The sequence below is a fragment of the Aeromonas sp. FDAARGOS 1411 genome (assembly GCF_019047125.1).
Lineage (GTDB): Bacteria > Pseudomonadota > Gammaproteobacteria > Enterobacterales > Aeromonadaceae > Aeromonas > Aeromonas veronii.
In genome coordinates this window covers 1,201,744-1,226,025 of sequence record NZ_CP077214.1, presented here as the reverse complement: position 1 = coordinate 1,226,025, position 24,282 = coordinate 1,201,744, and the positions used below count along the sequence as shown (strand labels likewise).

Genomic DNA, 24,282 nt, shown 5'->3' with positions numbered 1-24,282 from the left:
CTCCCCATTTTATAATATGAGACAAAGAATTAATTCGCTTGCCCAGTCACACTTACATTATTGCTTTCACAAAAATTATAACCATCACAGTATTTCACTTGATATATATACTGTTTTCCTGGAACAATAATACTCTTTTCACTATTAATATCTATGTAACGATCATCGCCAACATCTACTTTTGCAATTTCAATGAACTTCGGTTCTTGCTTGCCATCATTTTTTTCAGCTCTAGAGATTTGTGTATACTTATGTTTTCTATCTTTGCTCTCTGAATTGTCACTGTTTCTCCAAGACAGCTGTACCTCGCCAACAAGGTCATTACTTGCCTTTAACTCTTCAAGTGGATTGAATGATGTGTATTGTACTTTAATGCTCGAAATGGATGTTGCCACCTGAATGCGGTGACTTGTTATAGATTCAAATGATGCAATACTGTTGCCACATAAAGAGATATATGGCGGCATAAAACCAGTGTATCTTGGTTGATCATCTTCATTATAAAAACGCATTGATAGTTCCGTACCCTCACTATAGTAAGGCACTGGTCTTTCTACAAAATTTGACTGAGACAACATGTAATTATTTGGTGAGGAATATCTGTCAACACCGATTTTTACAAACTCATAAGAGTCATTTTGTATAGGTTGATAAAGACTATTAGTTCCCCTCATTGAAAAACTACGATAACTAGAATCTGAATACATGGCAGAAAGCATTGAAAGTGTTCCTGCTGCTGCAGGCCCCTCTGCATTTGGCCCAGAGCTATTAAAATTATGGCCAATCAATAGCGTTGCACCTTCTGGTGTATTCAGCCGATACATCTGACAGCCATCTCGAATTTCTTGATACTCCAAGATTGCATTATGTGTGTATGTTTTCTGTTCGGCAGCAGCAGACATTGAGGCCATGATCAAGATTGCTAATGACATTCTTCTCATTTTTCTTTCAAACCTTATTGTTTATCGGGCGCGTCAAAATCTACACCATATGAGTCTCATTTGTACAGAATATTAAGTCTGGATTAATTAAGTTTGCTTTAGAAAGCATATTTACATGCACTTGGCATGATGGTGCGGTTCGCTCTTCAAAGGTAATAGTGAACTAACCTATGAATAGCTCATGTTTGTTACCTCCAGTTAATATCATTACTGTCAATTGTGACTTGCTATCGAGATTCGATTTTTAATGTCGATCTCTTCGTCACAAGTGACGAACGTCACAGTTCGACAGCCGTATCAGCACTTCGACCCAACCACATCAAGATTTTTATTTATTTAAAAACAGACACTTAAAGCCAATCTCTCTGCAAAAACCAATCTGGCCCGTATCTTGCCAACCTGCCCCTACTTTCTCCGTTCGCGACACGACAAGGTAGGCTATGAACCGCTTCGTTATCGCTGACCCCAAGCTTTGTATCGGCTGTGGCACCTGTATGGCGGCCTGCAGTGAAGTACACAAGGCGCAAGGTTTGCAGCAAGCCCCCCGTTTAACCGTTATGCGACACGAGCAGGCGACCATGCCGGTTCAGTGCCGTCACTGTGACGATGCCCCCTGCATCAAGGTGTGCCCGGTCGAGGCAATTCGCCAGACCGGCGATTGCGTGCAACTCAACGAGTCGCTCTGCATCGGCTGCAATCTCTGCGCCGTAGCCTGCCCCTTTGGCGCCATCCAGAGTGGCGGCAGCCGTCCGGTGGCCGTGGCCACCAGTTACGACACCTATATCCCCTGCTCCATCCGCTCCAGCAACCCCTCCACCTCCGCCGGCCTGCGCTGCTTTGGCGAGGATCTGCTGAGCTGGGAGCCGGGGGTGCGCAGCATCGCGGTCAAGTGTGACCTGTGCGAGTTTCGCGCCGACGGTCCGGCCTGTGTCGGTGCCTGCCCCTCCCAGGCGCTGAAGCTGGTCAATGACGGCGACACCGAACGCGCCGCCCGTATCCGTCGCCAGCAAGCGGCCGACACCAACCCGCAAGGGGCCTCTGCCTTCTCGGCGCCTGCCACGGCGATCCCTGCATCCGATTTATCCACCACAGAGGGAGCGTGCTGATGTTGTCCCCCCTTGTAATGGCCACGCTCCTGCTCTTTTTGCTGGGCGCTGCCGTCGGTTTGCTGCTGCAAAAACTGCCCGCACTGGCCAACCGCCTCAATAGCGGCTTTGCCCTGCTGGGCTCTCTCGCGGGTCTGGTCGCCGCCATCCAGATCTTTGCCCAGGGCTCCCCCGTCGACGGCCAGCTCTGGCTGCTGGGCTCGGTGCACCTCGATATGCTGGCCGCGCTGATGCTGCTGGTGATTAGCACCGTCGGCGTCGCCGTCGCCCTCTACTCCTTTGCCTATATCCGCGAATATCAGGGCAAGGGGGATGTGGCCATCGGCGCGCTGATGAACCTCTTCCTCTTTGCCATGGTGGGCATGGTGCTGGCCGACAACGCGCTCGGTTTCTTGCTCTGCTACGAGCTGGTAACCCTCACCACCTACTGGCTGGTCAAGACCAACCCCGAGGCCGCCAAACAGAGCCGTCTCTACTTGGTGATGAACCATATCGGCATGGCGCTGGTGCTGATCGCCTTCTGGCTGCTCTGCCGCGAAAGCGGCTCGCTGGAGTTCGCTGCGCTGCGCGAGCACCATCTGGCGGGCGCATTGGCCTCGCTGGTGTTCCTGCTCAGCTTCTGCGGCTTTGGCCTGCGCGCCGGTTTCGTACCGCTGCACGGTTGGCTGCCGGTGGCCGAGCCCGTTGCCCCCTCCCATATCTCGGCGCTGATGTCCGGCGTGATGGTGAAGCTGGGTCTCTTTGGCATTTTGCGGGTCAGTATCGATTTTCTCGGCGCCAGCCAGCTCTGGTGGGGCTATGTGGTGCTGATCTTTGGTGCCTGCTCGGCAGTGCTCGGGGTGCTGTTTGCGCTGGCCGAGCATGACCTCAAGCGGCTGCTCGCCTACCACACGGTGGAGAACATCGGCATCATCCTGATGGGGATGGGCATCGGCATGATCGGCATCGCCAACCAGCAGCCGGCGCTGGTGGTGCTGGGGCTGCTCGGCGCCCTCTATCACCTGCTCAACCACGCCATCTTCAAGAGCCTGCTCTTTATGGGTACCGGCTCGGTGATGTTCCGCCTGCACACCCGCGATATGGACAAGATGGGGGGGCTGGCCAAGCTGATGCCCTGGACTGCGCTGGCGTTCCTCATCGGTGCAATGGCCATCTCGGCGCTGCCGCCGCTCAACGGCTTTGTCAGCGAGTGGTTTATCTACCAGTCGCTGCTCTCCATGACCAAACTCGGCACCTCTGTCGTTGCGCCGCTCGCGGTTGTGATGCTGGCGGTGACCGGCGCCATGGCGGTGATGTGTTTCGTCAAGGTGTACGGCATCTGCTTCTGCGGCGCACCGCGCAGCGAGAAAGCGAGCCACGCCCGCGAAGTGCCAGGGGCCATGGTGGCAGGCACCCTGCTGCTGGCCGCCGTCTGTCTGGTGCTGGGTCTGGGCGCCCCCTGGATTGCCCCCCATATCGCCAGCTATGGCCAAGCCTTGGTAAGCGGCCAAATGAACGTGGCCACTGGCGCCACCCTGCTGCCACTCGATAGCAGCCAGGCGATCCTCTCCCCACCCGTTATCGCCATCACTTTGCTGGGTCTGTTCCTCATCCCGTTGCTGGTACTGGCCATCTTCAAGGGCCCCAAGCTGGGTCGTCGTCACGCTGGCACCCCGTGGGCCTGTGGTTACGCCTATGAGGAGCGCATGAGCCTCACCTCTGGCGGTGTCACCCACACCTTGCGCCAACTCTGCGCGCCACTCTATCGCAAGCAGCCGCAGCTCGATCTGGCCAGCGCCCTGCACGGGGTGAGCGATACCAGCGGGACAACCGGCTGGTTGCTGCACGGCGTGGTGCTGGCGCTCTTTATCCTGATGGCTGTAGGAGTCTGATATGCCTGTTCTTGAAATGCCGAGCTGGGGCATGGTTGCCCTCGCCCTGACCCAGGCCATCGCCATGCTGGCGCTGGCGCCGCTCGCCACCGGTTTCAACCGGGTGCTGCGGGCCAAGATGCACTCCCGTCAGGGGCCGGGCTTGCTGCAGGATTACCGAGATATCGCCAAGCTCCTGCGCCGTCAGGAGGTGACCCCGGAGCCTGCCGGCATCATCTTCAACCTGATGCCTGCGCTGCTCATCGCCGCCCTCTTGCTGGTAGGGATGGCGCTGCCAACCCTGACTCACGAGTCACCCTTCCCCATCGCCGGGGATCTCATCACCGATATCTATCTGTTCGCCATCTTCCGCTTCTTCTTTTCGCTGGCGGGGCTCGACAGCGGCAGCATGTTTGCAGGGATCGGTGCCCGCCGCGAACTGACCCTCGGCATTCTGGTGGAGCCCATTCTGGTGCTTGCCTGCTTCATCATGGCGATGATGGTGGGCAGCTCGGATCTCGGCAACATCAGCAGCTATGTGGCGACCCAGCCGCTGGCCGCCCCCATCGCTACCCTCTTGGCGGGTGCCGCCTGCGCCTTCGCGGTGTTTGTCGAGATGGGCAAGCTGCCCTTTGACTGCGCCGAAGCCGAGCAGGAGCTGCAGGAAGGGCCGCTCACCGAGTATTCCGGTGCGGGGCTGGCCCTGCTCAAGCTCTCCATCGGCCTCAAGCAGCTGGTAGTGGTGCAGCTCTTTCTGGTGATTTTCCTCCCCTTCGGCAAAGCGGCCAACTGGAGTCTGCCTGCACTCATCGGCGCAGCGCTGATCCTCGCCTGCAAGCTGCTGGTGGCCTTTTTGCTGGCCGGCATCATCGAAAACGCCATGGCCCGCACCCAGTTCGTGCGCACCCACAAGCTCACCCGCTACGGGTTGGGGCTGGCCCTGCTGGCGCTGCTCGCCTATCTGGTCGGGATCTGAGCCATGCCCGCCAGCACAGTAACTTTTTCCGATTTCATCATTTGTGAATGCTCATTCCCGAACATTAAAGTGAGAACTGCATGACCATCGCCATTTCGGATCGCATCGGCTGCGACTACATCCAGCAGGTGCGAGCACAACTGCCCCACGCCATCGTCGACGAGGAGTGGCAAACCGCCGATCAGGCCACCATTACCGTCAAGCCCACCAGTCTGGTCGAGACCGCCAGCCTGATCTTCCATCAGCTGGGGGGCTGGCTTCCGCTCTCCTTTGCCAATGACGAGCGCAGTCTCAACGGCCACTTCGCCGTCTACCACGTCTTCTCCATGGAGGGCGACACCAAGTGCTGGATCACCGTCAAGGTGCTGGTGGATGCCGATACCCAGGAGTACCCCTCCATCACCCCGACCATTCCGGCGGCGGTGTGGGGCGAGCGGGAAATCCGCGACATGTACGGCCTGCGCGCCATCGGCCTGCCGGACGAACGCCGTCTGGTACTGCCTGACGACTGGCCGGAGGATATCCATCCGCTGCGCAAGGACGCCATGGATTATCGCCAGCGCCCTATGCCCACCACCGACACCGAGACCTACCCCTTCGTCAACGAGCTGGGCAGTGATGCCAACCGCATCGTGCCGGTCGGCCCGCTGCACATCACCTCCGATGAACCGGGCCACTTTCGTCTGTTCGTCGATGGCGAAGACATCATCGATGCCGACTACCGCCTCTTCTATGTCCATCGCGGCATGGAGAAGCTGGCGGAAACCCGGATGGGCTACAACGAAGTGGCGTTTCTGACCGATCGGGTCTGCGGCATCTGCGGCTTTACCCACAGCGTCGCCTACACCACCTCGGTGGAGAACGCCATGGGTATTCCGGTGCCGGAGCGGGCCAAGATGATCCGCGCCGTGCTGCTGGAGGTGGAGCGCCTGCACAGCCATATCCTCAACATCGGCCTGTCGAGCCACTTCACCGGTTTTGACACCGGCTTTATGCAGTTCTTCCGGGTGCGGGAAAAATCCATGACCCTGGCCGAGCTGCTCACCGGCGCGCGCAAGACCTACGGTCTCAACCTGATTGGCGGGGTGCGCCGCGACATCTTCAAGGAAGATCGCATCAAGGGTGCCCAGCTGGTGCGTGAGCTGCGTGATGAGCTCAAACCGCTGGTGGCCATGCTGCTGGATACCGCCAACATCTCCTCCCGCCTCATCGGTATCGGCAAGCTCGACCCGCAAATTGCCCGCGATTTCAGCTGCGTCGGCCCCATGGTGCGGGCGAGCGGCTTCAAGCGCGACGTGCGCCGGGTCCACGACTTTGCCGGCTACCGCGAGTTGCCGATGGAGATCCAGACCAAGGCGGGTTGCGACGTGCAATCCCGGGTGCTAGTACGGATCCACGAGCTCTACGACTCCCTCGACATGATTGAGTTCGGTCTGGAGCACCTGCCGGAAGGGCCACTGCTCACCGAAGGCTTCACCTACCAGCCGGGCAAGTTTGCGCTGGGCTTTACCGAAGCGCCCCGCGGCGAGAACGTCCACTGGAGCATGACCGGGGACAACCAGAAGCTGTTCCGCTGGCGCTGCCGCGCCGCCACCTACGCCAACTGGCCTGCTCTGCGCTACATGCTGCGCGGCAATACCGTGGCGGATGCGCCGCTGATCATCGGCAGTCTGGATCCCTGCTACTCCTGTACCGACCGGGTCACCCTGGTCGACCCCAAGAAGGGCAAATCCACCGTGGTCTCCTACAAGGAGATCGAGCGCTACGGCATCGATCGCAAAAACTCTCCGCTGAAATAAGGGGTCATCATGATCAAGCTGTTCAAGACCATCCTCAAGGCTGGCACCCCGACCGCCAAGTACCCCTTCGCACCTATTGATGTGAACCGGGATTTTCGCGGCAAACCGAAATATCAGGCGGATCAGTGCATCGCCTGCGCCGCCTGCACCAAGGCCTGCCCGGCCAATGCGCTGGTGATGGAAGTGGACATGGAGACCGGCGAACGGCGCTGGGAGATCTCCATGGCGCGCTGCATCTTCTGCGGCCGCTGCGAGGAGGTCTGCCCGACCCGCGCCATCGCCCTCTCCCCCGAGTTCGAACTGGCGGTGACCAACAAGGCCGACCTTTATGAGGAGGCCCGCTTCGCGCTGGCCCCCTGCACCCTGTGCGGCACCTACTTTGCCCCGAGCAAACTGGTGGCGCTGGTGGAGGATACCCTCAAGCAGGCGGGCACGCCGCTGACCACCCCGGAGCGGCTGCACCACTGCCCCGACTGCAAACGAAAACAGAGCATGCTGAGCCAGCCTGACTCGGCCCTGATCACACCGATAGCCACACAACAGGAGTGGATGTGATGAGCAAGATCAAAGGCATAGAACCGGTTGTCGGCCATGCCCATACCCGCGCCGTGCCGCTGGCACAGGATCCCGAGATTACCAAACTCAAGAAGACCCTGCTCAAGGACATTCGCCGCTCGGCCTATGTCTACCGGGTCGATTGCGGCGGCTGCAACGCCTGCGAGATCGAGATCTTTGCCACCATCACCCCGCTGTTTGATGCCGAGCGTTTCGGCATCAAGGTGGTCGCCTCCCCCCGCCATGCCGACATCCTGCTCTTTACCGGCGCGGTGACCCGGGCGATGCGGGTACCGGCCCTGCGCGCCTACGAGGCGGCGCCCGATCCCAAGATCTGCATCGCCTACGGCGCCTGCGGCTGTGACGGCGGCATCTTCCACGACCTCTACTGCGTCTGGGGCGGCACCGACAAGATCGTACCGGTGGATGTCTATATTCCGGGCTGCCCCCCCACACCGGCGGCCACCATCTACGGCTTTGCCGTGGCGCTCGGTCTGCTTGAGCAGAAACTCAAAGCCACCAGCCACGAGGTGCAACCGGGTGAGCGGGTCGAGCTGCGCCACACCGGCATCCCCAACGAAATTCGGGTGATGATCGAGCGCGAAGCGCGCCGCATGGCCGGTTATCGTCAGGGGCGGATCATCGCCGACGAGTTCATGGCCCTGCTCGAAGGGGCAACCCAGCAGGATGTGGATCTGCGCATCCAGAGCTACCTCGATCAGCACGATGATCCCCGCCTCTCGGAGATCGTCAACAACCTCGCAAACGCCTGCCTCAACCGGGCGGCCGGCAAGGGAGAGGCGGTGCATGGCTGACGAGGTTTTCTTCTATCGCCTCTCGCGCAAGTTCGTCGACGAGCAGTTCGACGTGCCGGAAGAGGCCAGGGAGGTGATGTACTACAGCCTCGCCATCGGCCATCACCTCGGCATCGTCGATTGCCTGCGAGCAGACCTGGTCTGCTCGCTGATCGGTTATCGCGACTGGGTAGCCAAGCTGCCAGAGGGGAGCGAGGCGCGCCGCAAGATGGAGGGGTTTCTCACCTTTGGCGAGATCACCATCTATCGCGAGCACTGCCATATGCTGGCCTGCGCCTTCGACCGGCTGCGCAAGGCCGACAATCTACTCGATGAGCAGGAGCTGGGCTGGACCAACACCTTTATGGATCAGCTCACCGCCCTCTTTAACGACCCCCATATGTACCTGATGGTAAGGAGCCGCTGATGGGCTGCAATCTCGTGTTGACCGTGGGCAATGCCATGATGGGGGACGACGGTGCCGGCCCCTATCTTGCCGACAAGCTGCAGGCCGCCCCCCTGCCCGGCTGGATCCATATCGACGGCGGCATCGCGCCGGAAAATGTGGTCTACAAGGTGCGGGAGCTGCAACCGGAGCGAGTGGTGCTGGTGGATGCCGCCGAGATCGGCGAGAAGGCGGGAACCCTGCAGGTGATCCCCCCCGAGACCATCGCCGAAATGTTTATCTTCTCGACCCACAATATGCCGCTCAATTTCCTGATCGACGAGCTCAAGACCTTTGTCCCCGAGGTGATCTTTGTCGGGGTACAACCGGCCATCGTGGCGTTTTCCTTCCCGATGACCGAGATGGTGAGCGAGGCGATGGATTATCTTTATCAGCATCTTGATGCAGCCAAAGATACCGACTTGTTAATAGATAAACTGGAGCAGTGGAATATTGACAATTCCAAGAGGTGATTATTTAGCGAGTTGTTAACGACCGTTATTGACCGACGGCTCCGGCAATGTGATCGAGGCCCGATGTTAAATTAAAAACATCGGGCTAATTGTGCTGAACTTGATATAAAACAAGGTTCTTTGCTTTTTTCAAAAAATCGCTAACTCTCGATTTTTTATGACAAAAAAAGCGTTGCCAGTCACAGAAATTTGCCACAAAATGGCGACCGTTACGGAAGTTGATGGGGTCTGGTGGCCTCCTCGGTCTTCAAAACCGATGTGAGCCGAGAAGGCTTTGGCAGGTTCGATTCCTGCCTCTTCCGCCAAATTTATCTATTGAACAAATACTCTCTCGCTGAATTTTTCGGCCTGGATGTTATTTCCATTGTTTGTTCAATATGTTTGAAGTAATACCTTAAAAAAGGTGCTTGCCGCTTGCCAATATAATCCGAACTCAGGTTATCTCGCTGGCCAAAAATTAATTTATCAGCATCGATGCAGCATTAATTTATACCCGCTCATTGATGCATCCAGTTTGCAGTCATCCGCAAATCGCCAGCAGTGCCATAACCCGTCAGCTCGGCCTCTCTATCGGCAAACCGGTGCGCCTCCCGAACCCACGCACTGCACTGGTAATCCCATGCCGAACTCGTCTCACGCGCCAGCCATCCCCCACCGCCAGCCCGCATCAGGTCAGGCTACCGACGATTCACAGCCAGATTCTCAGCAACAGCCCGGCCAGCAACAAACGCGCCGTTTGCCACAAGTGGAACAGCTGCTGCAGCAACCCTTTCTCGCCGGGTTTATCGACGCGCTGAGCCGCCCGCTGGTGACTCATGCGGTGCGCGACACCCTGAGCGAGCTGCGCCAGAGCGAGGCGTTTCGCCAGCATGGCGTTGCCCCCGAGCAGATCGAGGCGCTGATTGCCAAACGCTGCCAACAGCAGTTGCGCCAGCGTCAAACCCGGGTGATCAACGCCACTGGCACCCTGGTGCATACCAATTTGGGGCGTTCGCCGTTAAGTGCCGAACTGTGGGATGAGGTGCGTGACCTCAACACCGGCTACAACAATCTGGAGCTGGATCTCGCCACCGGCAAACGCGGCGGACGCAAGGGGCTGATCGCCCCCCTGCTACGTTGCCTCACCCAGGCCGAGGATTCGCTGGTGGTCAACAACAACGCCGCCTCGCTCTTTTTGCTGCTGCAGGAGGTAGCCAAGGGGCGCGAGGTGATCGTCTCGCGCGGCGAGCAGATCCAGATTGGCGGCGGCTTTCGCATCCCCGATATTCTGGCCCTCTCCGGCGCCAAACTGGTGGAGGTGGGCACCACCAATATCACTACCGCCAAAGATTACCTCGATGCCATCACCGATCAGACCGCGCTGGTGCTGATGGTGCACAGATCCAATTTCGCCATTCGCGGCTTTACCGAATCCCCCGATATCGGCGAGGTGGCCCGCGCCCTCCCCGAGCACGTGGTGCTGGCGGTGGATCAGGGCTCCGGCTTGACCACCGAAGAGTTTGCGCCGGATGAAACCTCGGTGCGCCAGTACATCAAGGCGGGGGCGGATCTGGTCTGCTACTCCGGCGACAAGCTGCTGGGTGGCCCGCAATCGGGCATCATCAGCGGCCGCAGCGACCTTATCAAGCGGCTGGAAAAACACCCCATGATGCGCACCTTCCGCCCGAGCCGCATCGTCTACTCCCTGCTCGAACGCCTGCTCATTCACAAGCTCAACAAATCTCCCGTCGGCGAGGGTATCGCCCATCGCACCCTGAGCAATCCGGCCGCCATGCAGGCGAGATCCGACCAGCTGATGGCCGCCCTGCCCGGTTGTTTTGTGCCGGTCCCCGCCCAGCTGGTGGTGGGCGGTGGCACCTTGCCGGACGAGTTCTATCCGGCCCCTGCGCTGGAGTGCACCGACCCGCGCCCGGCCCAGCAGCTGCTCGACGATTTGCGCGAACTGCCGGTGCCGGTCATCGCCACCGTGCGCCAGCAGAAGGTGCTGCTCAATATGGCCACCCTGCTGCCGACCGAGATGGAACTGCTGATCGCCCAACTCAAGGAATTGCTGCTGCCCGCCCCGTTCAATGCAACAAATGCGACCGAGGAGCCCTGATCCCATGACCCCCTATCGCGCCGTTATCGGCCTTGCAGGCCACGTGGATCACGGCAAGACCCTGCTGATCAAGGCCCTCACCGGCATCACCACCGCCCGTGCCCACGAGCAGGCCATCGGCATGACCCAGGATCTCGGCTTTGCCCACTTCGACGACGGTCAGGGCAACACCATAGGCGTCATCGACGTGCCCGGCCACGAGCGCTATATCCGCAATATGGTGGCGGGGCTCTGGAGTCTGGATCTGGTGCTGCTGGTGATTGCCGCCGACGAGGGGTGGATGCCGATGACCGGCGATCACCTGCGCCTGCTCAAGGCGATGGGGGTGCCGCGCCTCTTGGTCTGCATCAACAAGTGCGATCTGGTCTCCCCCGACGAGCTTTTGCTGTTGGAAGAGAGCCTGCTGGAGCGGGTGATGGACGAGAGCGGCATGGTGCCCGATATCGTCAGCGTCAGCGCCAAAACCGGCGCCAATATGGCTGCCCTGCACACCGCCATCGTGCGCCAGCTTGCCGATCTGCCAGCCTCACACGCTACCCGCGAGCAGGGCGCCCCGCGACTGTATGTGGACAGGGTCTTTACCGCCAACGGCACCGGCACCGTGCTGACCGGCACCTTGCAACAGGGCCGCCTCAAGGTGGGGGACAAGCTGCGCCTCTACCCTGCCGATCGGGAGGTGCAGGTGCGCTCCCTGCAGGCCTATCACCAGAGCGTCGACGAGATTGGCGCCGTCTGCCGGGTGGCGGTGGGCCTTAAAAAAGTGCCTCACAAGGAGGTGGCCCGCGGTCACTGCCTTACCAGCGCCGCTGGCCAGTGCGAGGCGGCAACCCACCTTATCGTGCGACTCAACGCCGAGAGCCTGAGTAGCAAGACACTGCGCACGCAGGAGATCGAGGTGGCCCTTGGCAGCTGGCATGGCCGGGCCCGTTTCGTGCCCATCAAGGATACCCGGCTGGCGCGACTGATCTTTACCAGCCCCATCCCCTGCTTCTTTGGCCAGCCGCTCGCCATCATTCGCCACGGCAGCAGCGAACTGCTGCACGGCGCCCGCATCGTCTGGTGCGGCGACATCCACCCCGCCAGACGCAAGGCGCTACACACCCTGCTGGGCGAGCTGCCTGAAAAACTGGAGCACTACAACCCGGCCACCCTGCATTTGGGGCTCAACGGCTATGTGCTGGCCAGCCGCTTTGACCGGCGGCCCGAACAGGTTACCCCCCTCGGTGAGTGGCTGCTGGATAGCTGCTGGCTGGCCCAGAGCCGCGATCAGCTGCTCGCTACATTGGCCAGCGAACCGCTTAGCGCTGCGGAGCTGGCGACCCGCTTTGGCATCGTCCTGCCGGTCACTCATGCCCTGCTCCTGCAGCTCAAGAGCGAGCAGCTGATCCGCCTGCACCATGACAAGTGGCAACCGGGCAGCGGCGAGTCGGAAGATGATATGGGGGAAGAGGCGCAGCTGGTGCTCAAGGTGGTGCGAGATCAAGGCAAGGAGGGGTACGAGCCCGGTAAACTGGGCCCCGGCGGCGTGGAGCTGGACCCGTTTATCACCCGCAAGCTGCCCGCGGCCCTGCAGCAGGGCCTGCTACAAAAAGGCGCGTTGCAAAAGCAGCTGCGCAATCTGGCGCGACTCAAGTATCTGGTGCAGCTCGATGGCCCCATCTACTACGACGCCGAGCTTTACAACCAGATGGTCGCCGCCGTGCTGGCGGGCCAGCAGGTGGGAGATCTGATCGACATGGCATCCCTCAAGGAGATCACCGGTTTGTCGCGCAAATACGCCATTCCGTTCTGCCTGCGCATGGAGATGGATGGCTGGGTACGGCGCGAGGAGAACGAGCGCCGGGTGCTGCGTCTGCCAGCCACTCAAGATGAGATGGAACCGGCATGAGCGCCACCATCGCCCCCTCTGGCTCTGCCAATCCTGTGGCCAACCGGCTGCGCCGCGAATTTCATATCGACGGCATCGTTCAGGGGGTCGGCTTTCGCCCCTTCGTCTATGGGCTGGCGCTGCGCCACGGCCTTGCCGGTTATGTGTTGAACGATGCCAACGGCGTCACCATTGGCGCCGAAGGTTCGCCCGAGCAGCTAGCCGCCTTTGCCCGCGAACTGCGGGAATTGGCGCCGCCGCTGAGCCGCATCGATCATTTCAGCGAGCGGGAACTGCCCCTCACTCATGATCCCGACTTTGATAGCCAATTTCATGGCCAGTTTCGAATTAAAGCGAGCCAGCAGCAGAGCGCGGCCACGGTCGCCATCTCGCCGGATCAGGGGATGTGCGAGGCGTGCGCCAACGATGTGGCCAACCCTTCGGATCGCCACCATCGCTACCCCTTTACCAACTGCACCCACTGCGGCCCGCGCTACACCATTATCCGCCGCCTCCCCTACGACAGACCCCACACTGCCATGGCGGGCTTTGCCATGTGTCCGCGCTGTGCGGCGGCCTATGAAAACCCGCTGGACAGACGCTACCACGCCCAGCCGGTGAGCTGCCCCGAGTGCGGGCCCCATCTCAGCTGGCGCAGCGGCCACGGCGATGCGCTGGCCGAGCGCGAGGATGCCCTGCAAGCAGCTGCAAGCGCCCTGCAGGCGGGGGCGCTAATTGCGGTCAAGGGGATGGGGGGTTATCACCTGATGTGTGATGCCCGCAATGAACAGAGTGTTGCCAGATTACGAATGCTCAAGCGGCGCGCGCGCAAGCCGCTGGCGGTGATGCTAGGCTCCCTTGCCGAGGCCAAATTGCATGTCACCGGCAGCGAAGACGAGTGGCAACTGCTCGCCTCTCAGGCCAGACCCATCACCTTGCTGCGCAAGCGCAAAAACGATGATCGGTTCTCAGAATCCCTACTGACAACCGCGCCACTGGCCGAGGGGATCGCCCCCGGCATTCCCTACCTTGGCATCATGCTCCCCTATACCCCGCTCCATCAGCTGCTGCTGGATGCCTGTGCCATGCCGCTGGTGGCCACCAGCGCCAATGGTCGTGGCAGCCCAATCCTTATCGAGTGCGAGGCTGTGGTCAGGGAACTCGGCAGCGAGATTGACGGCATCCTGGATCACAACCGCCCCATCCTGCACCCGTGCGACGACAGTCTGGTGCAGTGGGCGGGCGGGCGACGCCAGACGTTGCGCCTCGCCCGGGGTTATGCCCCCTGCACCCCCAGCCTGCAAGAGGCGGTCAAGGCGCCGATACTGGCGGTCGGGGCGCAACAGAAGAACCAGCTGGCGCTCGCCTTCGGCCGCCAGCGCATCTACAGCCCCTATATCGGCGATCTGCACAGCCTGCCGATGCAGGAGCACTTCGAGCAAACCCTGGCCACCTTTCGCGATCTCTACGATCTCAAACCCGAAGTTCTGGTCTCGGATCGCCACCCCGGCTACCTCAGCCACCAGTGGGCCAAGGGCTATTGCCGCGATCACAATGCAACCCACCTCGAAGTACAGCACCATCACGCCCACCTGCTGGGGGTGATGGCCGAGCACGACATCACGGGCCCGGTGCTGGGTGTTGCCTTCGATGGCACCGGCCTTGGCGATGACGGCACCCTCTGGGGCGGCGAGCTGCTGATTGCAGACGTTCAGGGATTTGAGCGGGTTGCCCACCTCGCGCCTTTCAAGCTGATCGGCGGCGAGGCGGCCATCCGCGAGCCGGTGCGCCAACTGCTGGGGCTGCTGTTTGAATCGCACACTCCTGAGCAGATCAGCGCCCTCGATATTCCGGCGATCAAGCAACTGCCCGCTGGGCAGATCAACAATCTGCACCAGCTCTGGCAGCTGGGTCGAAACGCCCCTTACACCAGTTCCATCGGTCGACTATTCGATGCGGTGACGGCGCTCTTGGGAGTGATCGACACCCCCGATTACGAGGGCGAAGCGGGACTCCTGCTGGAGGCAGCAGCCTTGCAGCTGGCCCCCGATGAACAGCCCTTATCCCTTGCCTTTGATCTCAGCCAATCAGCGGAAGGGCCGCTGCAGATCCAATGGGCAGAGCTCATCAATACCCTTGTCAGCGAGCGGCATAAAGGCACCTCCACCGCCAGCCTGGCCGCCGGTTTTATCCGCGCCATCAGCGCTCTGGTCATCGCCCTTGCCGAGCGCTTCCCCGGCTATCCGGTGGTACTCGGGGGCGGCGTCTTTCAAAACCGGGTGCTGATGGACCAGCTGGTGCCCGCGCTCGAAGCAGCCGATCGGCAGGTATTGACCAGCGAAACCCTGCCACTCAATGACGGTGGCATCGCCGCCGGTCAGCTCTGGTTTGCCATCCACCATCTTGCCACGCACCAGCCTGTCACAACCGGTTGTGCCACCTTGTCGGAGTCCTGAAATCCATGTGTCTATCCATCCCCTCTCAGGTGGTGCAACTGCACCCCGAAGATAACTGCGTCACCGTCGACACCCTGGGGGTGCAGCGGCGCGTCAGTTGCATGCTGCTCGAAGAGCCTCTCCAGGAGGGCGACTATGTGCTGCTCCACATCGGCTTTGTGATGAGCAAGATTGACGAAGAGGAGGCGCAGGCCAGCCTCGAGAGCTTCCGCCAGATGGTGGCCCTGATGCCCAAACAGGATATCTTGCCATGCTGACCCTCAATGATCTCTTTCAGGGCTTTCGTCAGCCCGACGTCATCCGCGCCCTCGCAACCCAGATCACCGAGCTGGCCAAAGATCTGCCCGAACCGCTGCGGGTGATGGAGGTGTGCGGCGGCCATACCCACACAATCATGAAGTACGGCCTGCACCAGCTGCTGCCGGCCAGCATCGAGTTTGTCCACGGTCCCGGCTGCCCGGTCTGCATCATGCCCAAAGAGCGCATCGATCAGGCTATCGAGCTGGCTCGCCAACCGAACGTCATTCTGGTCACCCTGGGGGACATGATCCGGGTGCCTGGATCCAAAGGCACGCTGGCCCAGCAGCGAGCCAAGGGGAGCGATATCCGCCCCGTCTATGACCCCCTCGATGCCCTGCGTATCGCCAAAGAGAACCCGGAAAAGACCGTGGTCTTCTTCGCCATCGGTTTCGAGACCTCTACCCCCATGACCGCCGCCTTGCTGGCTGCTGCTGAAGAGCAAGGGGTCGAGAATCTGCTGTTTCATATCAACCATGTGCTGGTGCCCCCCGCCATTCATGCTGTGATGGCCGACGGCGTTGCCAAGGTAAACGCCTTTATCGGCCCTTCCCACGTCAGCGTCATCACAGGCGCCGATATCTACCTGCCTATCGTCGAACGCTATCAGGTACCTGTGGTGGTGAGCGGCTTCGAGCCGGTGGATGTGATGGAGGCGCTCTTGATGATGGTGTGCCAGAAGGTTGAGGGTCGCTACACGCTGGAGGTGCAGTACAGCCGCGCCGTCACTGCCAGCGGCAATAAAGCCGCCCAGCGGCTGGTCGAGCGCTTTTTCGAGACCCGCGAGCATTTTCGCTGGCGAGGTCTTGGCGATATCAACGCCTCCGCCCTGCGCCTGCGGGATGTCTTCGCCAAGCGCGATGCGGAGCGCCACTTTGCGCTCAATCAGACCCCCATCGATGACCACAAGGCGTGCCAGTGCGCCGATATCCTGCGCGGCCTGGCCAAACCGAACCAGTGCAAAGTCTTTGGCCGGGGCTGCACCCCGACCCAGCCCATGGGCAGCTGTATGGTTAGCTCCGAAGGGGCCTGCAATGCCTACTACCGATATATGGGGATCCAATGAGAGAAATTCAGTTAAGCCACGGCGGCGGCGGTGTCGAGATGAATCAGCTGATCAACCAGCTCTTCTTTCGCCACTTTGGCAACGAGATCCTGCTGCGCGGTGAAGATGCCGCTCTGCTGCCGGTAAACGGCCCCGTCGCCTTCACCACTGACAGCTTTACCGTCTCGCCGCTCTTCTTCGAGGGGGGTGATATCGGCAAGCTGGCCATCGCCGGTACGGTCAACGATCTCGCCATGATGGGGGCCAAGCCCGAGTATCTGAGCGCCAGCTTTATCATCGAGGAGGGGCTCCCCTACGCCGATCTCGCCCGCATCGTCGAGTCGATGGCCGCGGAGCTTGCCAAGAGCGGCGCCCGCATCGTCTGCGGCGACACCAAGGTGGTGCCCAAGGGAGCAGCCGACAAGATCTTCATCAACACCAGCGGGGTCGGCACCTTCCCGCTGCCTGAGCAGAGCCGGGGCATCTCGGTACGCAACCTCAAGGCCGGTGACGCCATTCTGGTGTCGCGGGATATCGGCAGCCACGGCGCCTGCATCCTGATGGCTCGTGACGCCCTGCAACTGGGATCTGATCTCAAGAGCGACTGCACCACCCTCTGGCCGCAGGTAGAAGCGCTGCTAAAAGCGGGTATTACCCCTCATGCCCTGCGCGATGCCACCCGCGGTGGCCTCGCCGCCGTGCTCAACGAGTGGAGCAGCGCCTCCCAGGTGGCCATCGAACTGGAGGAGTCCGCCATTCCGGTGTGCGATCCGGTGCGCGGCCTGTGCGAGCTCTACGGTTTCGAGCCCCATGATCTCGCCAATGAAGGAACCATGGTGCTGGCTCTGCCTGCCGAACAGGCGCAGGACGCGCTGGGCATCTTGCGGCAGTTCAACCCCGCTGCCAGCCAGATCGGTGTGGTGCAGGCGAGCGAGCGCCATAAGGTGATCCTGAACAACCCCTGGGGCAGCCGCCGCTATCTGGAGCTACCGCAAGGGGAGCTGCTGCCGCGGATCTGTTGAGCGGCCATGCCGTTCCGTCAATTACAGGGAGGAGTCACTGCTCCTCCCCATATCGGTTAAGGAGCCACCATGCACGAAATGTCTCTGGCCATGGCCGCCATCGATCTGGCCGCCGAGCAGGCCACCCAGCGGGGCTTTACCAAGGTGACCGCCCTCTGGCTCGAGGTCGGCAGCTTCTCCTGCGTCGACCCGGACACCATTGCCTTCTGTTTCGAGGCCGCCGCCAAGGGCACAGTCGTCGAAGGGGCCCAACTTCACTTTCAGCATCAGGCGGCAGAGGCCTGGTGTTACGACTGCAACAAGACGGTCACCCTCACCGAGCGCGGGCAGGCCTGTCCCGGGTGCGGCGGATACAAATTACGAGTCGCGCAGGGTGATAGCCTGCGCATCACCGACATCGAGGTAAGTTGATATGTGTAGCGTATGCGGATGCGGCCAGGCGCGGATTGCCGGCCATGAGCACGATCATGAGCATCATCACGAACATGATCATAAGCACGACCATCATCATGCTCATGACACCCATCACCATCATGATCACGAGCAGAGTGCGCCGCGCACCCTGATCATTCACCACCACTATCACCATCAGGGAGATGTCCATCACCACTACCACGGGGTGCGGGCTCCCATAAGCCATGAGGGGCATGATCACCCCCATGAGCACCACCATGATCACCCCCACGACCATCATCATGATCATGCCCACTCTCATGACCACGGCCATTCCCACGCCCATCCCCATGATCACAGCCATGACCATGACCATGACCATGACCACCAGCAGGGTGATCTGCACTACGGCAAAGGGGAAGCGGGATTGTCGGTGCCCGGCATGGGACAGCGCCAGCTGATCGCCATCGAGATGGATGTGCTGGCCAAGAACAACGCGCTGGCAGCCCACAACCGCGAGCACTTCGACGAGGCGGCCCAGCTGGTGCTCAATCTCGTCTCTAGTCCGGGTTCAGGCAAGACCACTTTGCTGTGCGAAACCCTGCGCCAGCTGGCCGACAAGCGCCCCTGCGCGGTAATCGAAGGGGATCAGCAAACCAGTGCCGATGCGGAACGCATTCGTGCCACCGGCGTCCCTGCCGTGCAGATCAACACCGGCAAGGGCTGCCATCTGGACGCCAAAATGGTTCACGATGCCTGCCACCAGCTGCCCGCCAATGAAGGGGGCATCCTCTTTATCGAGAACGTGGGCAATCTGGTCTGCCCCGCCAGCTTCGATCTCGGCGAGAAGTACAAGGTGGCGATCCTCTCCGTCACCGAGGGGGAAGAGAAGCCCCTCAAGTACCCGGACATGTTCGCCGCCGCCCAGCTGATGGTGATCAACAAGATCGATCTGCTGCCCTACGTCAGCTTTGACGTGGCCCGCTGCATCGAGAACGCCAAACGGGTCAACCCCTATATTCAGGTGATCCAGGTCAGCGCCACCACAGGCGAAGGGATGGATGCCTGGCTTAACTGGCTGGCCAGTGCCTGAACCGGTTAAACGCCGCTGATAACGGTAGAAAATAAGAGAGGGAGGCTGATGCCTCCCTCTCTTTTATCTACGCACTTTGCCAACGATTTTCTCTGTAAAGAATGGCCAGCGTTTCATACTCGCCCCCCGAACCCTGGCCCTCTCCCCAGGGAGAGTCACCGTCTGCTCCCTTCTCCCCTTGCGGGAGAAGGGCTGGGGATGAGGGGGAAGCCAATCCTCAGGCCGCGCTTTCGGCCAATACACCCGTCGCAAGAGGCGCCTCACCAAAGCGCAGCACCCGATGGCAGATCTGGCGCAGCAGCGCCTGTTGGTGACTAAAAATCAGGATGCCAAGCCCGCGCTGCTCGCACTCACGCATTAACTCCTGCCAAATATGGCGCTGGATTTGCGGATCCAGCTGGGCGGTCACCTCGTCGGCAATCAGCAGACGGGTGCGGGGATCGAGGGCGCGCAGCAGCGCGATGCGGGCCAGCTCGCCACCGGAGAGCTGACCCGGCTTGCGACCAAGCCACTCAGGCTTGACCATAAAGCGGGCCAGCATGGCCTCATCGGGGCGCCATACATCCCACAACGCCTGCCCGGTGGTGCGATAGGGATTGAAGGTGAGCTCCGGGTGCTGGGGCACCAGCTGGATAGGGTTATAGCCTTTTACCTGTTCAGGAACCGGCTGCCCATCAAGACGTATTTCCCCTCTTCCCCGAACCAATTGCCAACCGGCCAATACCCGCCCCAGCGTGGTCTTGCCATGGCCGCTCGGAGCGGAGATGCCGAGCCGTTCGCCCGCTTTCACCGTCAGCGATAACCCCTGCCAGAGGGGGCGTTCCCCCTGGGCGATGGTGAGATTTCGTACTTCCAACATCAGGAAACCTCCGGCACAGAGAAGAGCGCATTGAACTCCGGCAGCGCCTGCCAGTGGGCACGGAGCATCTCGCTCCCCTGCCCCTGGCGCAGATGGTGGCTGCTCAAGGTGTCGCTCACCTGCCCCTGATGCAGCGCCACAATGCGATCGGCAAAGTGAGCCGCCAGCGCCAGATCGTGGGTCACCCAGAGGATACCGCTGCCCTGATTGGCCAATTCACGCAACTGGCTGAGCAGCTGGCAAGCCAGCCCCTCGTCGAGCCAGGCGGTGATCTCGTCTGCCAGAATGTAGCGGGCACCGCCGAGCGCCGCGGTGCAGGCCAGAATGCGCTTGGCCATGCCGCCGGAGAGCTGGCGCGGGAATCTGTCCAGGGTGGTCGCGGGCAGCTGGTAGCGCAGCAGTTGCTCGCCGAGCCGCTCGCGAGAACCGCTCTGGCCGCAGAGACGTGCCGCACGTCCCAGCTGACGCTCCACCGTCAGCAATGGATTGAGGGCGCTTACCCCCTGTGGCACATAGCAGAGAGTGTGCCCGCGCAGACTGGCCCGGCTGGCATCGCACAGGGGCACGCCATCGAGGGAGATGCTGCCGCGCATCCGCAGATTGTCCGGCAGCAATGTCAGAGCGCTTTGCAACAGCAGGCTCTTGCCCTCGCCGCTCCCCCCCACCAGCGCCACTATCTCTCCCTGCGCCAGTTGCAGGCTGATATCGGTCAGCAAAGGCTGCCAGCTGCGCCGCCCCAGCCAAGAGTAGTGGGCCGCCTCTATGGTCACCTGATCAAAACTCAGCATGGTTCACTCCTGTGCCACAACAGCTGTTGCAAGGCGCGGGTAGCCTGATCAAACAGCAGTACCAGCAGCAGCAACATCAGCCCCGGGAAGAGGGCCAGCCACCAGCCACCGCCGGCCAGATAACGCAAGGCATCGGCCAGCAGCAGGCCCAGCGAGGCCTCGTGGGCCGCCAGTCCAAAGCCGAGAAAGCTCAAGGCGGCGCTGTGCAGCACCGCATGGGGAAACATCAGCAGGGTGCCGATAAACCACTGGGGCAACAGCCCCGGCAGCAGGTGGGTGCGCCAGCGACGCAGCGCTCCCATCCCCTGACAGCGGGCCAGCACCACATAGTCGCTGCAGGCGATCCGCCGCGCCTCGGCGCAGAGAATGAGCGCCAGCTTGGGCCAGTGGGTGAGCGCCACCGCCAGGATCACCCCGCGCATGCCGCCCCCCACGGTAAAGCAGATAAGGATCAGCAGCAGCATATGGGGCAGCGCCAGCATGGCATCGATCACCATTCGCACCGCCGCATCACATCTGGGATGAACGAGCGACACGCTTGCCGCCACCATGGCCAGCAGGCCACTGCAGAGAGCCGTGCTGATGCCGAGCTCCAGACTGGTGAGGGTGCCCTGAAAGGCCCGCAACCAGAGATCCCGCCCCATCTGATCGGTGCCGAACCAGTGGGTCAGCGAGGGAGGCTGCTGGCGCGCCAGCAGATCCATCGGCACATCCTGATGAGAGAGGCTCCAGCCGTAAGTGGCCAGCAGCGCCAATCCGAGCAGGGCAAAAACCAGCCGCAGTATGGAGGGAAGCGGATTAAACAGCATGCTCGCCCTCCCAACCCCGATTGATGCGCGCCAGCAGCAAACTGGCCACCGTGTTGCCAATAAAGACCAGCAGGGTGCAGAAGAGCACTATGCCCATCAGCAAGGGGATATCGCCCCTGAGCCCCGCATCCACGGTGGCCTGGCCGAGCCCCGGATAGGAGAAGACCTTCTCGGCCAAGAGCGATCCGCCAATCAGCTCGCCGAGCGAGGCAAACTGCAGGCAGAGCGCCGGGGTCAGGGCGTGGCGCAGCACGTGAAAACGCAGCATGGGCCAGCCGCCATCCCCCTGAGCGCGGGCGTAGCGGATAAAGTCGCTCTCCAGCACCTCGGCCACCCGCCCTCGGGTATGCAGGGCAATGTTGCCCACCCCGAGCAGGGCGAGCGTGGTCACCGGCAGCAACAGATGGCGCAATCGCATCAACCAGTCCGCTTCATCGGCAGCGAGGCCCGGCGTCCAGGCGCAGCAGACCGGCAACAGCGGCCAGTGCACCGCAAACAGGGCGAGCAGCAAGAGGCCGACCCAGAAGGTGGGCAAGGAGGCGAGCAGGTAGGCAAAACGGCAAATCAGGCGATCGGGCCAGCGGTTGAGATAGCGACCAGCGCAGAGACCCAGCAAAATCCCGAAAAAACCGGAGAGCAGCCAGGCGCCCGCCAGCAGCAGGAAGGAGGCGGCAAAGCGCTGGCCTATGACCTCACCCACCGGTGCGTTGTAGAGCATGGAGTAGCCGAGATCCCCCCGCAACACCTGGGTAAACCAGTGCCAGTAGCGCAGCCAGAGCGGCTGATCTAGCCCCCAGCGAGCTGCGATGCGGGCGTACTGCTCCGGCGGCACATGGAGCAGGTCGTTGCCGATATAGGCCTTGATGGGGTCAATGGGGGAGTAACTCAGCAGCACAAAGGTGGCGACCGAGACCAGACATAACAGCCCTGCCAGACGCAGCAGGGCTTTTAGCAACAGATAACCGGAGTGACTCAAGGGCGAACTTAACGGCACGTCCACCGCCAATCCTGCAGGTTGTTGAGCAGGGACCAGCTACCGTGGATTTCCGGCGCCCCCTTGCCAAGATCGATGCAACGGTTGGCGAGATAGGTGTGCTGCACGTTTAGCAGCCAGGCCCAGGCCGCATCTCCGTGCACTCCGGCGCCCGTTTTGCCATCCCACTCCACCTGCTGCCAGAACGGCACGGCCGCCTGCCAGTTCGGGGCATCCAGCGCCTGCTTGAGGTGGCTATCCACCACAGGGTTGCTGTAGTAGCCCGGATTGTAGAACTCCACGCCACCGGAGCCGCTCTGGTAGTGGTGATAGAGCTCCATGGGATCCAGACTCCCCCACCCCATCAGCACCGGATTGGCGTGCATCTCCCGCTCCACCTGCTCCCAGCTGCCGGACTTGAGGCTCACCTCAAGACCGATGGGTTTGAGCATGGCCCGCACCGCTTCCGCCAGATCCCGGCGGGTGCTGTCACCGCTGGTGTACCAGAGAGTAAAGGCGGCGCGCAGGGAGCCCTTGTGGCGAATGCCGTCACTGCCCATCTTCCAGCCCGCTTCGTCGAGCAGGGCATTGGCGTGGGCAGCATCGCCATCCTTGAAGGCGGTGGCCTTGTTCAGCCAGGGCAAGCCTTCTACCGCGCTGTAGGCGGGGATGGCGTGCCCCTCCAGCAGCTGGTCGGCCAGCAACTTGCGGTCGATGGCGTAGTTGATGGCACGGCGCACCGCCACGTCCGAGGTCACGTCGTTGCCGATGGGATAGCCCTTGGCATCCTTGCCACCAGCAGGCGGAATGGGGAAGACGATGCCGCGGTTCTCGACACTCGGCCGCACCCACAGCTTGAGGGAGGCAGGCACGGTGGGCGCCAGTGACGGGGCAATGCGCACCACATCGAGCTGGCTACTCTGGGCGGCGGCATAGGCGCTCTCTTCATCGATAAAGACAAACACCAGCCGTTTGAAGTCGTTGTTGCCGCCGGCGTAATAGGGGTTCGCCTCCACCACCAGCTGTTGACCGGGCAGGAAGCTCACCAGCCGATAAGGGCCGGCACCGACCGGCTTTTGGGCATATGCTTTTGCGTCGTAATCCTTCTTCGACACTATGCCCAAGGATCCCAGCACGTTGACGAAGGTGCTCTGGGGGGCACTCAAGGTGATGGCAACCTCGGTGGGCGAGAGCACCTTGGCCGAGACAAAGTTGCCCATGTCGATCTTGCCACCACCCTTGGCTGCGCTGTTGTAGGTAAAGGCCACATCCTCGGCGGTGAGCGGCGCGCTGTTGGAGAATTTCAGGTCAGGCTTGAGGGTAATGAGCCACCCCTTGCCATCCTTGCTCGGGGTCACCGATTGGGTGAGCACATTCTGCCAGCTGAGATCGGCGTTCTGCTTGAGCAGCGGGCTGTGCAGCAGCAGGTAGCTGCCGTGGCTCCAGCCAAGCAGAGGGTCAAACCCTTCGGTGGGTTCGGCTCCGATGGCGAGCTTGAGCTCGGCAGGCACAGGTTGAGCAGCGGCCAGCGCCGCGTGAGAAGCGGTGCCCAGCAGCAGGGTCAACAGGGCGGTAGCGCCGGATCTGGCGTAATGGCGAAGGGAATTGCGAGAAACAGTCATGGGGATCCTTCTTGTTTTGTA

23 protein-coding genes and 1 tRNA gene are annotated in these 24,282 nt (G+C 61.2%); 17 read left to right on the top strand and 7 right to left on the bottom strand.

What is annotated here, in order from left to right:
• Positions 1–29: 29 nt before the first annotated feature.
• Positions 30–932 (bottom strand): hypothetical protein, encoded by a 903-nt coding sequence (locus I6L41_RS05400; protein WP_254203399.1) that lies wholly within the window; start codon positions 930–932, stop codon positions 30–32.
• 449 nt (positions 933–1,381) lie between these two features.
• Between I6L41_RS05400 and I6L41_RS05395 the strand changes: the two genes are divergently transcribed.
• From I6L41_RS05395 to hypA, 16 genes are all read left to right on the top strand, one after another.
• A complete protein-coding gene (locus tag I6L41_RS05395) occupies positions 1,382–2,047 on the top strand; it encodes a 4Fe-4S dicluster domain-containing protein (RefSeq protein ID WP_101531167.1) in 666 nt (221 codons plus the stop codon).
• Positions 2,047–3,918 (top strand): hydrogenase 4 subunit B, encoded by a 1,872-nt coding sequence (gene hyfB, locus I6L41_RS05390; RefSeq protein WP_216962503.1) that lies wholly within the window; start codon positions 2,047–2,049, stop codon positions 3,916–3,918. The genes I6L41_RS05395 and hyfB overlap by 1 nt, the downstream gene beginning before the upstream one ends.
• Position 3,919: 1 nt before the next feature.
• On the top strand, positions 3,920–4,873 hold the full coding sequence (locus I6L41_RS05385) for a respiratory chain complex I subunit 1 family protein (protein WP_017408180.1): 954 nt from the start codon (positions 3,920–3,922) through the stop codon (positions 4,871–4,873).
• Positions 4,874–4,953: 80 nt separating this feature from the next.
• Positions 4,954–6,672: an NADH-quinone oxidoreductase subunit C gene (locus tag I6L41_RS05380; protein ID WP_017784116.1), complete on the top strand. Its 1,719-nt coding sequence runs from the start codon at positions 4,954–4,956 to the stop codon at positions 6,670–6,672.
• Between the two features lie 9 nt (positions 6,673–6,681).
• Positions 6,682–7,227 (top strand): formate hydrogenlyase complex iron-sulfur subunit, encoded by a 546-nt coding sequence (locus I6L41_RS05375; RefSeq protein ID WP_216962498.1) that lies wholly within the window; start codon positions 6,682–6,684, stop codon positions 7,225–7,227.
• Positions 7,227–8,042 carry an NADH-quinone oxidoreductase subunit B family protein gene (locus I6L41_RS05370; RefSeq protein WP_005333324.1) on the top strand — a complete coding sequence of 272 codons (816 nt, stop codon included), beginning with the start codon at positions 7,227–7,229 and terminating at the stop codon, positions 8,040–8,042. Before I6L41_RS05375 ends, I6L41_RS05370 begins: the two co-directional genes overlap by 1 nt.
• Positions 8,035–8,448, top strand: a complete 414-nt coding sequence (locus tag I6L41_RS05365; RefSeq protein WP_071910396.1) for a formate hydrogenlyase maturation HycH family protein — start codon at positions 8,035–8,037, stop codon at positions 8,446–8,448. Before I6L41_RS05370 ends, I6L41_RS05365 begins: the two co-directional genes overlap by 8 nt.
• On the top strand, positions 8,448–8,939 hold the full coding sequence (gene hycI, locus I6L41_RS05360; RefSeq protein ID WP_216962495.1) for a hydrogenase maturation peptidase HycI: 492 nt from the start codon (positions 8,448–8,450) through the stop codon (positions 8,937–8,939). The genes I6L41_RS05365 and hycI overlap by 1 nt, the downstream gene beginning before the upstream one ends.
• 213 nt (positions 8,940–9,152) lie before the next feature.
• A tRNA-Sec gene (locus I6L41_RS05355) sits at positions 9,153–9,244 on the top strand.
• Between the two features lie 314 nt (positions 9,245–9,558).
• Positions 9,559–11,037: an L-seryl-tRNA(Sec) selenium transferase gene (gene selA, locus I6L41_RS05350; RefSeq protein WP_216962492.1), complete on the top strand. Its 1,479-nt coding sequence runs from the start codon at positions 9,559–9,561 to the stop codon at positions 11,035–11,037.
• A 4-nt stretch (positions 11,038–11,041) separates the two neighbouring features.
• A complete protein-coding gene (selB, locus tag I6L41_RS05345; protein ID WP_216962489.1) occupies positions 11,042–12,925 on the top strand; it encodes a selenocysteine-specific translation elongation factor in 1,884 nt (627 codons plus the stop codon).
• Positions 12,922–15,360 (top strand): carbamoyltransferase HypF, encoded by a 2,439-nt coding sequence (gene hypF, locus I6L41_RS05340; protein WP_216962485.1) that lies wholly within the window; start codon positions 12,922–12,924, stop codon positions 15,358–15,360. Before selB ends, hypF begins: the two co-directional genes overlap by 4 nt.
• Positions 15,361–15,365: 5 nt before the next feature.
• Positions 15,366–15,617 carry a HypC/HybG/HupF family hydrogenase formation chaperone gene (locus I6L41_RS05335; RefSeq protein ID WP_216962483.1) on the top strand — a complete coding sequence of 84 codons (252 nt, stop codon included), beginning with the start codon at positions 15,366–15,368 and terminating at the stop codon, positions 15,615–15,617.
• On the top strand, positions 15,611–16,723 hold the full coding sequence (gene hypD / locus I6L41_RS05330; RefSeq protein WP_216962481.1) for a hydrogenase formation protein HypD: 1,113 nt from the start codon (positions 15,611–15,613) through the stop codon (positions 16,721–16,723). The genes I6L41_RS05335 and hypD overlap by 7 nt, the downstream gene beginning before the upstream one ends.
• On the top strand, positions 16,720–17,724 hold the full coding sequence (hypE, locus tag I6L41_RS05325; protein WP_216962479.1) for a hydrogenase expression/formation protein HypE: 1,005 nt from the start codon (positions 16,720–16,722) through the stop codon (positions 17,722–17,724). The genes hypD and hypE overlap by 4 nt, the downstream gene beginning before the upstream one ends.
• Before the next feature lie 69 nt (positions 17,725–17,793).
• Complete coding sequence (hypA, locus tag I6L41_RS05320) at positions 17,794–18,135, top strand: hydrogenase maturation nickel metallochaperone HypA (protein ID WP_216962476.1); 342 nt, start codon at positions 17,794–17,796, stop codon at positions 18,133–18,135.
• Here the strand turns inward: hypA and I6L41_RS20765 are convergent.
• Entirely contained in the window at positions 18,113–18,469 is a 357-nt protein-coding gene (locus I6L41_RS20765; protein WP_254203398.1) for a hypothetical protein, read from the bottom strand. The two genes, hypA and I6L41_RS20765, sit on opposite strands and share 23 nt — an antisense overlap.
• Here I6L41_RS20765 and hypB point away from each other — a divergent pair.
• Positions 18,356–19,210, top strand: coding sequence for a hydrogenase nickel incorporation protein HypB (gene hypB / locus I6L41_RS05315; RefSeq protein ID WP_216963831.1), 855 nt, complete (start codon positions 18,356–18,358; stop codon positions 19,208–19,210). The genes I6L41_RS20765 and hypB overlap by 114 nt on opposite strands.
• A 217-nt stretch (positions 19,211–19,427) precedes the next feature.
• On the opposite strand, the gene I6L41_RS05310 is transcribed toward hypB, so the two are convergent.
• From I6L41_RS05310 to I6L41_RS05290, 5 genes are read right to left on the bottom strand one after another with little or no spacing between them, the layout of a single operon-like run.
• Positions 19,428–20,069 (bottom strand): ATP-binding cassette domain-containing protein, encoded by a 642-nt coding sequence (locus I6L41_RS05310; protein ID WP_216962475.1) that lies wholly within the window; start codon positions 20,067–20,069, stop codon positions 19,428–19,430.
• Positions 20,069–20,857 (bottom strand): ATP-binding cassette domain-containing protein, encoded by a 789-nt coding sequence (locus tag I6L41_RS05305; RefSeq protein WP_216962473.1) that lies wholly within the window; start codon positions 20,855–20,857, stop codon positions 20,069–20,071. The genes I6L41_RS05310 and I6L41_RS05305 overlap by 1 nt, the downstream gene beginning before the upstream one ends.
• Entirely contained in the window at positions 20,851–21,666 is an 816-nt protein-coding gene (locus I6L41_RS05300; RefSeq protein WP_167556332.1) for an ABC transporter permease, read from the bottom strand. The genes I6L41_RS05305 and I6L41_RS05300 overlap by 7 nt, the downstream gene beginning before the upstream one ends.
• Positions 21,656–22,666, bottom strand: a complete 1,011-nt coding sequence (locus tag I6L41_RS05295; protein ID WP_216962471.1) for an ABC transporter permease — start codon at positions 22,664–22,666, stop codon at positions 21,656–21,658. The genes I6L41_RS05300 and I6L41_RS05295 overlap by 11 nt, the downstream gene beginning before the upstream one ends.
• Positions 22,651–24,261, bottom strand: a complete 1,611-nt coding sequence (locus I6L41_RS05290) for an ABC transporter substrate-binding protein (RefSeq protein WP_216962467.1) — start codon at positions 24,259–24,261, stop codon at positions 22,651–22,653. Before I6L41_RS05290 ends, I6L41_RS05295 begins: the two co-directional genes overlap by 16 nt.
• Positions 24,262–24,282: the final 21 nt, after the last annotated feature.

What these genes read in the sequence shown, in the direction of transcription:
- I6L41_RS05385 (WP_017408180.1), top strand. Translation starts at nt 3,920, where the DNA reads ATGCCTGTTCTTGAAATGCCGAGCTGGGGCATGGTTGCCCTCGCCCTG.
- selA (WP_216962492.1), top strand. Translation starts at nt 9,559, where the DNA reads ATGCCGAACTCGTCTCACGCGCCAGCCATCCCCCACCGCCAGCCCGCA.
- I6L41_RS05375 (WP_216962498.1), top strand. Translation starts at nt 6,682, where the DNA reads ATGATCAAGCTGTTCAAGACCATCCTCAAGGCTGGCACCCCGACCGCC.
- hyfB (WP_216962503.1), top strand. Translation starts at nt 2,047, where the DNA reads ATGTTGTCCCCCCTTGTAATGGCCACGCTCCTGCTCTTTTTGCTGGGC.
- I6L41_RS05370 (WP_005333324.1), top strand. Translation starts at nt 7,227, where the DNA reads ATGAGCAAGATCAAAGGCATAGAACCGGTTGTCGGCCATGCCCATACC.
- I6L41_RS20765 (WP_254203398.1), bottom strand. Translation starts at nt 18,469, where the DNA reads ATGGGGATGGGCGTGGGAATGGCCGTGGTCATGAGAGTGGGCATGATC.
- hypA (WP_216962476.1), top strand. Translation starts at nt 17,794, where the DNA reads ATGCACGAAATGTCTCTGGCCATGGCCGCCATCGATCTGGCCGCCGAG.
- hypF (WP_216962485.1), top strand. Translation starts at nt 12,922, where the DNA reads ATGAGCGCCACCATCGCCCCCTCTGGCTCTGCCAATCCTGTGGCCAAC.
- I6L41_RS05335 (WP_216962483.1), top strand. Translation starts at nt 15,366, where the DNA reads ATGTGTCTATCCATCCCCTCTCAGGTGGTGCAACTGCACCCCGAAGAT.
- I6L41_RS05290 (WP_216962467.1), bottom strand. Translation starts at nt 24,261, where the DNA reads ATGACTGTTTCTCGCAATTCCCTTCGCCATTACGCCAGATCCGGCGCT.
- I6L41_RS05365 (WP_071910396.1), top strand. Translation starts at nt 8,035, where the DNA reads ATGGCTGACGAGGTTTTCTTCTATCGCCTCTCGCGCAAGTTCGTCGAC.
- hycI (WP_216962495.1), top strand. Translation starts at nt 8,448, where the DNA reads ATGGGCTGCAATCTCGTGTTGACCGTGGGCAATGCCATGATGGGGGAC.
- I6L41_RS05310 (WP_216962475.1), bottom strand. Translation starts at nt 20,069, where the DNA reads ATGTTGGAAGTACGAAATCTCACCATCGCCCAGGGGGAACGCCCCCTC.
- I6L41_RS05380 (WP_017784116.1), top strand. Translation starts at nt 4,954, where the DNA reads ATGACCATCGCCATTTCGGATCGCATCGGCTGCGACTACATCCAGCAG.
- hypD (WP_216962481.1), top strand. Translation starts at nt 15,611, where the DNA reads ATGCTGACCCTCAATGATCTCTTTCAGGGCTTTCGTCAGCCCGACGTC.
- I6L41_RS05300 (WP_167556332.1), bottom strand. Translation starts at nt 21,666, where the DNA reads ATGCTGTTTAATCCGCTTCCCTCCATACTGCGGCTGGTTTTTGCCCTG.
- selB (WP_216962489.1), top strand. Translation starts at nt 11,042, where the DNA reads ATGACCCCCTATCGCGCCGTTATCGGCCTTGCAGGCCACGTGGATCAC.
- I6L41_RS05400 (WP_254203399.1), bottom strand. Translation starts at nt 932, where the DNA reads ATGTCATTAGCAATCTTGATCATGGCCTCAATGTCTGCTGCTGCCGAA.
- I6L41_RS05395 (WP_101531167.1), top strand. Translation starts at nt 1,382, where the DNA reads ATGAACCGCTTCGTTATCGCTGACCCCAAGCTTTGTATCGGCTGTGGC.
- I6L41_RS05305 (WP_216962473.1), bottom strand. Translation starts at nt 20,857, where the DNA reads ATGCTGAGTTTTGATCAGGTGACCATAGAGGCGGCCCACTACTCTTGG.
- hypE (WP_216962479.1), top strand. Translation starts at nt 16,720, where the DNA reads ATGAGAGAAATTCAGTTAAGCCACGGCGGCGGCGGTGTCGAGATGAAT.